This window comes from Pseudomonas sp. B14(2022) (genome assembly GCF_012030485.1).
Taxonomy (GTDB): Bacteria; Pseudomonadota; Gammaproteobacteria; order Pseudomonadales; family Pseudomonadaceae; genus Aquipseudomonas.
This window is the reverse complement of the sequence record NZ_JAAUVM010000005.1, coordinates 329184-340186: the sequence shown is the minus strand read 5'-3', so window position 1 is coordinate 340186 and position 11003 is coordinate 329184. Positions and strand designations below refer to the sequence as shown.

Sequence of the window (11003 nt, the reverse complement as noted above, 5' to 3'; positions counted from 1 at the left end):
CCATCGCAGCTATCTCTACGAACCGAACAGTTTCAGGCCGCTGGTCCTGTTGGAAGGCTTCGGCCCAAAAGACACCAAGCCCTACCACTACCAACTCGACCACCTCGGCACGCCGCAGGAACTGACCGACCCCGACGGCGAAATCGTCTGGTCCGCGCACTACCGCGCCTACGGCCAGATCAGCCGTCTCGACAAAGGCAAAATCGACAACCCGCTGCGTTTTCAGGGCCAGTACTTTGATCAGGAAAGCGGACTGCACTACAACCGCCATCGCTACTACAATCCGGATATTGGTCGCTATCTGACGCCTGATCCGGTGAAGTTGGCAGGTGGGATCAACACGTACCAGTACGTGCCCAATCCGACGGGGTGGGTGGATCCGTTAGGGTTAAGCTGTAAGATTGGAAATTGCCCGGATTCAAAAAACGATTTAACAAAAAAAGCACCTCCTGGAGTATTAACTACTCACGAGAAGGCTGGAGGACACCTGATTGAAAAACATGTCGGTCGAACAGACGAACAGTTAGCGGCAAGATTTGAATCTGAACCGCACATTCCAGCCTCATCCACCTTCAAAACTCTAGAAGAGGCTGAGGCTATAGTGTCCAAAAGCTTGACTGCACACCAGCAAGAAATAACTACATTTTTAAGTGGAAACAAGGAAAAACTCCTAATTAAAGACAGCTCAAGTCAACCCGTAGGGGTAAGCATTCTAAATGGAGCAACAAAATCCGTACCTGTTTATAAGTTCCTATTAGTCATAAAACGAGATCCTAAAATGCCAGATGGCTATCTATTGCTAACAGGATACCCAGAAAAATGAATGAACCATTAACAGAGCTACAACAATTTTTTGGTGCTTACTTTAATCAGGATTGGGCGGAAGATCATTCATCGGCCGATGATGTCATCGATACATTTCTACTAGACTCGCCTAGAGAAATAATCATGACAGTAAAACAGGAAATTTTAGAGCTGATAAGTTCGTATACCAACGAGCCAGACCTTCAAGAAAATTTACTGCATATACAGCATTGCTATTACTACTATCCATACCAATGGGCCTCAGGCCCGTTATGGCTAAATCACATAGTTCGAAAGTTTGATGAACACCTACAAAAAAACCAATATTCAACTTAAAAATCAGCCGTATAACGATCTTTGCTATTAATATTTTGGCCTGCTGCGCAGTCCACGCAGGGCAAGCCTGCTCACCACAAGGAATGAAGGCTCAGCCAAGTTGAATGGGTGAGCCTCCCAGGCTGATCAGCGTTTACTCAGCTCCATAATCATCCGACTCAGCAAGTAGATCCGTGGCGCCACGCTCTCCACCTCCGCATACTCCTGCGCCGTATGAATATTCCCCCCTACAATCCCAAACCCATCCAACGTCGGCGTGCCCACCCCGGCTGACAAACTGGCATCCGCCGCGCCGCCGCTGCCTTCAATGGTTAACTTTTTACCCAGCTCCCCATAAATGCCCTGGGCAATCGCCACCAGCTTGTCCGACTCCGGCGTCTGCGGCATGGGCGGCAGGCCGCGTTTGAGGGTGGTGGTCACTTCGGTTTCCGGGATCAATTTGTTGGCGGAGACCCGCACCAAGTCCTTCTCGATCCGATCGAACTCTTCCGGCAACGCTGCACGCACGTCGGCTTTGGCGGTGGCTTGGTCGGGGATGACGTTGGTGCGGTCGCCCGCGTTGATCACGGTGAAGTTAATCGTGGTTTTCTTTTCTTCATCGCCGAGTTTGCCCAGTTGCAGAATCTGGTGCGCGGCTTCCATGGCGGCGTTGCGCCCCAGTTCCGGGGCGACGCCGGCGTGGGCGGCTTTGCCTTTGACTTCGACCACGGCGGTGGCACTGCCTTTGCGCCACACCACCAGGCCGTCGGCGGGGCGGCCGGGTTCGAGGTTCAGGGTGACGTCGTGGGCCTTGGCGGTGTTGCGGATCAAGTCAGAGGCGATGTCCGTGCCGGTTTCTTCGCTGGCATCGAGCAGGAAGGTAATCTGTGCGTAATCCTTGAACCCTTGGTTCTTCAGGACTTTGAGCGCGTAGATCCCGGCGACGATGCCACCTTTGTCATCCATCACGCCGGGGCCATAGGCGCGGCCATCCTTGATGTGAAACGGACGTTCGGCAGCAGAGCCTTCCTTGAAGACCGTGTCCATGTGGGCCATCAGCAGGATTTTGGCCTTGCCGTTGCCCTTGAGGGTGGCGATCACATGGCTGCTGTTGGCGGCGGCATCCGGCACCCGTTCAATGGTGAAGCCCAACTGTTTGAGTTCATCGACGGCGATGTCACTCACCTGGGTCAGGCCTGGCCCGTAGCCGGAACCCGAGTCGATATTCACCAGGCGCTCCAGCAGTTTCAGGGCCGGGGCCTTGTACTGCTCGGCGTCCGCCTGGATCTGCTTGTGGGGTTCAGCGCTGTAGGCCGGGAGTGCGAAGGACAAGGCCAGCGTGGCGGCCAGGAGGGAACGCGGGAACGTGAAGAGCATGAACCGATCCTTGTTGTTTGTTGGGGTGCGGCCTCACCCTACCCCACTGAACCGATCGCAACCAAGTGCCTTGCACCGAACTGACCCGGTTGGGCCCGCTGCTCTTGGCTTCATACAGCGCCAGGTCTGCATCGTTGAGCCAACGGGTGGAATCGGCGTGTCCCGGTTGATACGGCGCCAAGCCGATGCTCAAGCTGGAAAGCCCCGGGCCAGCATCCACGCCACCCCCAGCAACAGCACCGCCATGACCCGCTGCAACAACACGCGGCGCCTGGGGTTTTCCAGCACTTGCTTGATGCGCTGGCCGAAGTAGCAATACAGGCAACCGCTGGCAAATTGCAGCACCAGGAAGGTCGCCCCGAGGATGGTGATATCCGCCGCCGAACTGTGCTCCCCTGCCCCGGTGAACTGTGGGAAAACGGCGCTGAACATGATGAGGGTCTTGGGATTGGAAAACCCGGTGAGCAGCCCTTTGCCGAACAGGCTCCGTGTGCCCTCCACGGCAGCCGCCTTGCCGATCGACGCGCCGCTGCTGGTCCACTGCTTGTAGGCCAGGTAAAGGATGTAGGCCACGCCGACACACTGAATGGCCTGGGTAATGGCGAGATTGCCCTTGATCAGTTCCGAAAAACCCACGGCAAAGATCAGGATCGAAATCAGGTACGACACACTGGCACCGAGTTGCGCCGGAATCGAACTGCGCAAGCCGCTCTTCAAGCCCAGGCTCAACAACAGAAGGGTCATGGGGCCGGGGCTGAAGGTCATGGTGGCGCAAAACAGCAGGAAGTAGAGAAACGAAGAGAGCGTCAGTGCGCTGGTCATGGCCTTGGACCCAGGGTGAGAAGGCCTGCAGTGTAGGCAAGCGACGTTGCATAAGGCAGGTAAAGTCAGGCCTAATCCGGCCGAACTTCACCGGTAAAATCACCGGCAAACACAAGGAAGATTCATGCTTGTATCCGCCATCGCCTTTGTGGACGGCACGCCCAAGGTGCAGCAGATCGTCGAGGCGTTCAGCCAGTTCATCGAGAGCGGCGAATGGGCACCCGGCAGCAAGTTGCCGTCGGTGCGTGAGTTGACTCAGACCCTGGGCGTCAGCAAGTTCACCCTCAACGAAGCCCTCGACCGCCTGCGCGGGCGCAACCTGCTCACCTCCAGCCAGGGGCGTGGCTACTTCGTGGCGATGGACAGCGCGCGCCCGGCCTCGGTGGCGTGGGTCGACCTGCTGCCCCAGGACCTGCTCAGCGTCTTGCGTCGCCCGCTGGTCACCGCCGGCGGCGAGCTGCGCCCCGGCGGCGGCCACCTGCCGGAAGCATGGCTGAGCACCGAGGCTATCCGCCAAGCCATGCGCAGCGTGGTGCGCGCGCCGTCGTTACGCATCGCCGGGCTCGGCACGCCAGCTGGCTTATTGCCGCTGCGCCAGGCCTTGCAACAAAAGCTGCACGGCGAAGGCCTGTCGGTGCCGGTGGAACAGATCATCACCACGCCCAACACCGTGCAAGGCCTGGACATGCTGATGCGCCTGCTCGCACGCCCCGGCGACACCGTGCTGCTCGACGCACCGTGCTATTTCAACTTCCACGCCAACCTGGCGCTGCACGGCGTCAAGGTGGTGACCATCCAACGCCGCCCCGACGGTTTCGATTTCGCCGCCCTCGAACAGCTGCTGGCCGAACACCGCCCCAGCCTGTACCTGACCACCAGCGTGCTGCATAACCCCACCGGCCATTCCTTCAGCCCCAGCCAAGCGTTTCGCCTGTTGCAACTGACCCAGCAGTACCACTGCCATATCGTCGAGGACGATCTTTACGGCGACCTGCACCCCAACCCGCCGCCGCGCCTGGCCGCTGTCGCCGGCCTGGACCAGGTTACCTACCTGTCGGGCTTCTCGAAGATCCTCAGCGCCAATACCCGGGTCAGCTTCGTGGTGGCCGCGCCGCAACTGGCCGCCAACCTGACCAATATGAAGTTGATGAGCGGTGGCGTGACCTCGGAGCTGTTCGAGCAGATCGTCTATCGCATGCTCAGCGAAGGCAGCTATACCAAGCACCGCAAGCGCATGGTCCAACGCCTGATGGAGGCCGGCGGGCGCGTGGAGCAATGGCTCCGACGCTGCGGGTGCGATTTGACGATGGCCTACGAAGGCGGGATGTTCATCTGGGCACGCCTGCCACCGGGTGTGAACGGCGAGTGGTTGGCCCAGGAAGCGTTGAAACACAGCATGGTATTGGCGCCGGGCACGCTCTTCGGCTACGACCCGGCCCATCGCGATTCGATGCGTTTCAACGTGGCCCACAGTGATGAGCCACGGGTGCAGCAGGTGTTTGAAGCGCTGTTACTGAAGGCCGTGCGCGGGTCCTGAACCGCAGCGGCGGCTCTGCCGTCCCTGCGACGTTCGATCCCTTCTTCTGCGTTGACCAGCTTTGTTACACACCATATAGTGTGCCCACAAACAGAACAGACCACTACATAGTGTGCAGTATCGGTATTGACCGACCACACTCTGCGCAGTATTTCAATGCCTGGCAGCCTGCAAATCAGATTTTTTTGGACGGGTTCACACGCCGTCAAAACAGAACAGAAGGGAGTATTTCAATGCTGAGTTGGGATGAAGTCGACAACGAGGACACCGGTGCAGCTGTAATCAAGGGCGCCAACGCCGGCCACGCCAGCGAAGCCAACATGGACCGTCTCGACGGTGCCGGCGCCGCCGCCGCCCTGGAAGCACGCAACGTGACCGCCAACGACTCCGCCGCGATCATCCGTGCCAAGGCTGCCCTGGACAAACTCGACGTCGCCGAAGGCCTCGCCGAACTCGAAGGTGCCTCCGCCCGCGTCGCTGTTGACGAAAAGCGCATGATCAACTGCCGCGCCGACCTCAACCAGCTCGTGCCCTTCAAGTACGACTGGGCCTGGCAGAAATACCTCGACGGCTGCGCCAACCACTGGATGCCGCAAGAGGTCAACATGACCGCCGACATCGCCCTGTGGAAAAACCCCGAAGGCCTGACCGACGACGAACGCCGCATCGTCATGCGCAACCTCGGCTTCTTCTCCACCGCCGACTCCCTGGTCGCCAATAACCTGGTCCTGGCCGTCTACCGCCTGATCACCAACCCAGAGTGCCGCCAGTACATCCTGCGCCAGGCCTTCGAAGAAGCGATCCACACCCACGCCTACCAGTACTGCATCGAATCGTTGGCCATGGACGAAGGCGAGATCTTCAACATGTACCACGAGATTCCATCGGTGGCCAAAAAGGCAGCCTGGGGCCTGAAGTACACCCGCTCGATCTCCGATCCGAAGTTCGAAACCGGCACCGTCGACACCGACAAGGAACTGCTGCGCAACCTGGTCGCTTACTACTGCGTGCTGGAAGGCATCTTCTTCTACTGCGGCTTCACCCAGATCCTGTCCATGGGCCGCCGCAACAAAATGACCGGCGTCGCCGAGCAGTTCCAGTACATCCTGCGCGATGAGTCGATGCACCTGAACTTCGGTATCGACGTGATCAACCAGATCAAAATCGAAAACCCACACCTGTGGGATGCCGAGATGAAGGAAGAAGCGACCCAGATGATCCTGCAGGGGACGCAGCTGGAGATTGAATATGCGCGCGATACCATGCCGCGTGGGGTGTTGGGCATGAATGCGGCGATGATGGAGGATTACCTCAAGTTCATCGCTAACCGTCGTCTGTCGCAGATTGGTTTGAAGGAAGAGTATCCGGGGACGACTAACCCGTTCCCTTGGATGAGTGAAATCATGGATTTGAAGAAAGAGAAAAACTTCTTCGAAACCCGAGTAATCGAGTACCAGACTGGCGGTGCGCTGAGCTGGGATTGATTAAAAACGGCCCCTTTCTGGGGCCGTGTTGTTTCACTTGTCGATGTTTTTTATGCCCAATCAAACCATCAAGACGCCGTGCATAGGCCTGTGTTCCACCGTTTACGGGGACCTGGTCTGCCGGGGTTGCAAGCGTTATCACCATGAAGTGATCCAGTGGAATGGCTACAACGCCGAGGAAAAGCAGGCGGTATGGCTGCGCCTTGAGCAGTTGCTGGTGCAGGTGATGGCCAGCAAGCTGGAAGTGTTCGACCCACAGCGCCTGCGCCAGCAATTGGAAGACCGCAAGATTCGCTTTATGCCGCACCAGTCGCCGTATTGCTGGGCCTACCAGCTGATTGCCCGGGGCGCGCGGGTGATTTCCAAGTTGGATGCCTATGGGTTGGCGTTGTTACCGGAGTTTCGCGAGCGCAGCCTGGCGGATTTGCGCGATGCAATTGACCGGGAGTTTTTCCTGCTGTCCGAGGCGCATTACGAACGGTATATCGCGCCGGGGTTTATCAGGGACGCCTTCGGACCTGCCCTGATCGCCACGCTTTAAAACTCAGCGCAACACTAAAATGTGGGAGGTCCCACTGCCTCTTCAACGTAGCGCTGTCGCGCAGCAAACTGGAACTTCTGTGGCGGCGGTCGCCCGACATTGTTCAGGCAAGACTCAAGACTTCAGGGTGAAATTTTAACCTCTTAAAATCAGTCAGTTATTTTAAGGTTGATAAGAGGGAGCTTGCCCCCTCCCACATTCAGACCCAGGAAGCTGCGCGATCCACCTGCACGCCATACCGTTCAATTGCCTGCTGGCATACGTGCCGTTCAAGACTGCCCTGCTCTACCAACGCGGTAAGCGCCGCCAACACGATGTGATGCCGATCCACCTCAAAGAAATCCCGCAGCGCCGCCCGTGTATCACTGCGACCAAACCCGTCGGTGCCGAGCACGGTGTAGCTTGAGTCCAGATAGGACGCAATCATCTGCGGGACCGCGCGTACGTAGTCGGACACGGCAACCACCGGCGCACCCGCCGGTAAGCAATCATGCAGATGACTGACGCGCTTGCCGGCCTGTGGATGCAAGCGGTTCCAGCGCTCCACTTCCCGTGCCTCCCGTGCCAGTTCGCTGAAACTGGTGACGCTGTACACCTCGCTCGCCACGTGCCAATCCTCAGCCAGTAACCGCGCGGCAGCCTGGGCTTCACGCAGCAAGGTCCCCGAACCGAGCAGGCGTACCTTAGCCTCAGCGGCGCGCTCCAGGCGATACATACCCTTGATAATCGCCGCCTCCACGCCTTCGGGCAGGCTCGGCTGCGGGTAGTTTTCGTTCATCAGGGTCACGTAGTAGAACTCGTCCACGTCATGCTCCAGCATCTGGCGCATGCCGTGGTCGAGAATCACCGCAAACTCCCCGGCAAACGCCGGATCGTAGGCGCGGCAATTGGGCACGGTGGCGGCGGTGAGATGGCTGCTGCCGTCCTGGTGCTGCAAGCCCTCGCCGCCGAGGGTGGTGCGCCCGGCAGTGGCGCCGAGCAGGAAACCACGGGCACGCTGGTCGGCGGCGGCCCAGATCAGGTCGCCGACGCGCTGGAAGCCGAACATCGAGTAGTAGATGTAGAACGGCAACATACGCAGGCCATGCACCGAGTAGCTGGTGGCCGCCGCCACCCAGGAACTGATGGCACTGGCTTCACTGATGCCTTCTTCAAGAATCTGCCCGTCGGTGGCCTCGCGGTAGCTGAGGATCGAGCCGATGTCTTCCGGCTCATAGCGCTGGCCGACGCTGGAATAGATGCCGATCTGCTTGAACAGGTTGGCCATGCCGAAAGTACGCGCCTCATCCGCCACGATGGGCACGATGCGTGGCCCGAGCGCCTTGTCCTTGAGCAGGTTGGTCAGCATGCGCACGAAGGCCATGGTGGTGGACATTTCCTTGCCGTCGGCCGCCGTGGCGAAGCCGGCGTAACCGCTCACGGGCGGTACGTTCACCGGTGCTGCGGCCTGGCTACGGCTGGGCACATAACCGCCCAGGGCCGTGCGCCGCTGATGCAGGTAGCGCAACTCGAGGCTGTCATCCGTGGGTTTGAAGAAGCTCAGCGATTCGGCCTGTTCATCGCTCAGCGGCAACTGGAAGCGGTTGCGGAACGCGAGCAACGCCTCGCGATCAAGCTTCTTCTGCTGATGAGTGGTCATCTTGCCCTGCCCGGCCTCGCCCATGCCGAAGCCTTTTTTGGTCTGGGCCAGGATCACCGTAGGCTTGCCCTTGACCCGGCGCGCCGCATGATAGGCGGCGTGGATCTTTACCATGTCGTGGCCGCCACGCTTGAGGCGGTCGATTTGCTCATCGCTCATACCCTCGACCAGCTTGGCCAGCGCCTCGCTCTGTCCAAAGAAGTGTTCGCGGTTGTAGGCCCCGTCCTTGGCGGCGAAGGTCTGGAATTGGCCGTCCACGGTGTTCGACAACGTGTTGACCAGTAAACCGTCGGCGTCCTTGGCGAGCAAAGCGTCCCAGTCCGAACCCCAGACCAGCTTGATCACGTTCCAGCCAGCGCCTGCGAACAACGCCTCCAGTTCATCGATGATCCGCCCATTGCCACGCACCGGGCCGTCGAGGCGTTGCAGGTTGCAGTTGACCACCCAGGTCAGGTTGTCGAGGCCTTCACGGGCGGCCAGGGTCAGGGCCGACATGCTTTCCGGCTCGTCCATCTCGCCGTCGCCGAAGACACCCCACACGTGGCGCTCAGCAGTGTCCTGCAGGCCGCGATGCTGCAGATAGCGCATGAAGCGCGCCTGGAAAATCGAACTGATGGGGCCAATGCCCATGGAACCGGTGGGAAACTGCCAGAAGTCCGGCATCAACCACGGGTGCGGGTAGCTGGACAGCCCGCGGGCGCCGGCCTTGGCGCCGCCGAGTTCCTGGCGATAGTGGGCCAGGTCGTCCGCGCTCAAGCGCCCCTCAAGGAAGGCGCGCGCATAAATGCCGGGGGCCGAATGCGGCTGGTAGAACACCAGGTCGCCGCCAAAGTCGTGGTTGCGAGCGCGGAAAAAGTGGTTGAAGCCCACCTCGAACAAATCCGCAGCACTGGCGTAGCTGGCAATGTGGCCACCGAGTTCGCCATAGGCCTGGTTGGCCCCCACCACCATGGCCAGGGCGTTCCAGCGCACCAGTGAGGCCAGGCGCTCTTCGGTGGCCAGGTCGCCGGGAAACGCCGGCTGCTGCTCGACGCTGATGCTATTGATGTAGGGCGTGCCGTGGCGGGGCTTCCAGTCGATGTGCGGAGCGCTGGCGTCGCGAGCCAGCAGGTCCAGGATCTGGCGTGCGCGCTCAGGGCCCGCATTGGCTACCAGCGAAGCCAACGCGTCACGCCATTCGTCGAGCTCTTGTTGATCCTGGGCTGTGTGATTCACTGCAGTCGCGATACCGTTCATGGGCACCTCCGGGCTTTTTTCCAGTTTATGTCGGTGCCTGAGGATTTTTTGCCTGTTATCAGGCGCAGCTTGCAGCATTTTGAGCATGAATCACTGCCCACAGGCGTTTTTCCAGCACGTTGTGCTCAATCAACCCGAAACCTCACCATTGTGTTTAAAATGCCGCCCGCTCAACGAACGACGCTCAACGATGAACCCAGACGCACTCGCCACCCTGCACGCTCACCTGCTCACCGCCCTGGCCAGCGCCCCGGCCGAAACCCGGCGCCTGTTCCACGGCCGTGGTCGCTGCTGGCCGGGCCTTGAGCAGTTGACCGTAGACTGGCTGCAAGGCGTGGTGCTGGTCGCGCTGTTCAAGGCGCCCGACGCGACACACCTGGATGCGTTGAAACAACTGTTGATCGACTTCGACTGGGCCCCATTCGGCGCCCACACCGTCGCCCTGCAACACCGCTACCTGCCGCAAAGCACCACCGAATGGCTGGTGGGCGCAGCCATCGACGAGTTGACCATCACTGAAGGCGGCCTGCGTTACCTGATCGACCTGGGCAAAAAGCAGAACAGCGGGCTGTTCCTCGATATGCGTTACGGGCGCAACTGGGTGCGCGAACAGGCCAAGGGCCAGCGCGTGCTCAACCTGTTTGCCTACACCTGCGGGTTCTCGGTCGCGGCCATCGAGGGCGGCGCCAGCCACGTGGTGAACCTGGACATGGCCCGTGGCGCCCTGAGCCGGGGCCGCGATAACCACCGCCTGAACGGTCATGACCTGAGCAAGGTCACCTTCCTGGGCCACGACCTGTTCAAATCCTGGGCCAAGGTCACCCACAGCGGCCCCTACGACCTGGTGATCATCGACCCGCCGTCCTTCCAGAAAGGCAGCTTCCTGCTGACCAAGGACTACCAGCGCGTGTTGCGCCGCCTGCCGGATTTGCTCACGGCCCAGGGCACTGTCCTGGCGTGCATGAACGATCCGGCCTTTGGCGAAGACTTCCTGATCGACGGCGTCACCCGCGAAGCACCGGGCCTGCGCTTTATTGAACGGCTGCAAAACCCGCCGGAATTTCCGGATATCGACGCGCAAAGCGGCCTCAAGGCACTGGTGTTTCGCCAAGGCTGATGCTGAAACTTCCTACGCTTGCTACGCTATGTGATGCGCCGGGTGGTGAACCTTATGCCCCCCTTCCCGGTCGATACCTGCATTCCCCGGCCAGACTCGACAGCGTCACGTTGTCGGCTGCCCCGTTTCAC

At 59.8% G+C, this 11003-nt stretch carries 9 protein-coding genes and 1 pseudogene; 6 read left to right on the top strand and 4 right to left on the bottom strand.

Features of this window, described 5'->3' with window-relative positions:
- On the top strand, positions 1-823 hold an 823-nt coding region (locus HCF10_RS11145; RefSeq protein ID WP_205885644.1), incomplete at its 5' end, for an RHS repeat-associated core domain-containing protein.
- Positions 820-1140 carry a contact-dependent growth inhibition system immunity protein gene (locus tag HCF10_RS11140; RefSeq protein WP_131696527.1) on the top strand — a complete coding sequence of 107 codons (321 nt, stop codon included), beginning with the start codon at positions 820-822 and terminating at the stop codon, positions 1138-1140. The genes HCF10_RS11145 and HCF10_RS11140, both read left to right, overlap by 4 nt.
- A 126-nt stretch (positions 1141-1266) precedes the next feature.
- Here HCF10_RS11140 and HCF10_RS11135 read toward each other — a convergent pair whose 3' ends face one another.
- The 3 genes and pseudogenes from HCF10_RS11135 to HCF10_RS11125 form a co-directional block, all read right to left on the bottom strand.
- On the bottom strand, positions 1267-2496 hold the full coding sequence (locus tag HCF10_RS11135) for a M20/M25/M40 family metallo-hydrolase (RefSeq protein WP_167655520.1): 1230 nt from the start codon (positions 2494-2496) through the stop codon (positions 1267-1269).
- 49 nt (positions 2497-2545) lie between these two features.
- Positions 2546-2695 (bottom strand): annotated as a pseudogene (locus HCF10_RS31400) (diguanylate cyclase); the annotation flags it as partial.
- Positions 2686-3318 (bottom strand): LysE family translocator, encoded by a 633-nt coding sequence (locus HCF10_RS11125; RefSeq protein ID WP_131696529.1) that lies wholly within the window; start codon positions 3316-3318, stop codon positions 2686-2688. The gene HCF10_RS11125 and the pseudogene HCF10_RS31400, both read right to left, overlap by 10 nt.
- Before the next feature lie 124 nt (positions 3319-3442).
- Here HCF10_RS11125 and HCF10_RS11120 point away from each other — a divergent pair, with 124 nt between their 5' ends.
- From HCF10_RS11120 to HCF10_RS11110, 3 genes are all read left to right on the top strand, one after another.
- Positions 3443-4855 (top strand): aminotransferase-like domain-containing protein, encoded by a 1413-nt coding sequence (locus HCF10_RS11120; protein WP_167655519.1) that lies wholly within the window; start codon positions 3443-3445, stop codon positions 4853-4855.
- A 233-nt stretch (positions 4856-5088) separates the two neighbouring features.
- Positions 5089-6339: a ribonucleotide-diphosphate reductase subunit beta gene (locus HCF10_RS11115; RefSeq protein ID WP_003173711.1), complete on the top strand. Its 1251-nt coding sequence runs from the start codon at positions 5089-5091 to the stop codon at positions 6337-6339.
- Positions 6340-6391: 52 nt separating this feature from the next.
- Positions 6392-6880: a DUF1289 domain-containing protein gene (locus tag HCF10_RS11110; protein ID WP_167655518.1), complete on the top strand. Its 489-nt coding sequence runs from the start codon at positions 6392-6394 to the stop codon at positions 6878-6880.
- 199 nt (positions 6881-7079) lie between these two features.
- Here HCF10_RS11110 and mdeB read toward each other — a convergent pair whose 3' ends face one another.
- Positions 7080-9755 (bottom strand): alpha-ketoglutarate dehydrogenase, encoded by a 2676-nt coding sequence (mdeB, locus tag HCF10_RS11105; protein ID WP_167655517.1) that lies wholly within the window; start codon positions 9753-9755, stop codon positions 7080-7082.
- A gap of 190 nt (positions 9756-9945) precedes the next feature.
- On the opposite strand from mdeB, the gene HCF10_RS11100 reads away from it, so the two are divergent.
- Entirely contained in the window at positions 9946-10872 is a 927-nt protein-coding gene (locus tag HCF10_RS11100; protein ID WP_167655516.1) for a class I SAM-dependent methyltransferase, read from the top strand.
- The last annotated feature ends 131 nt before the right edge of the window (positions 10873-11003 follow it).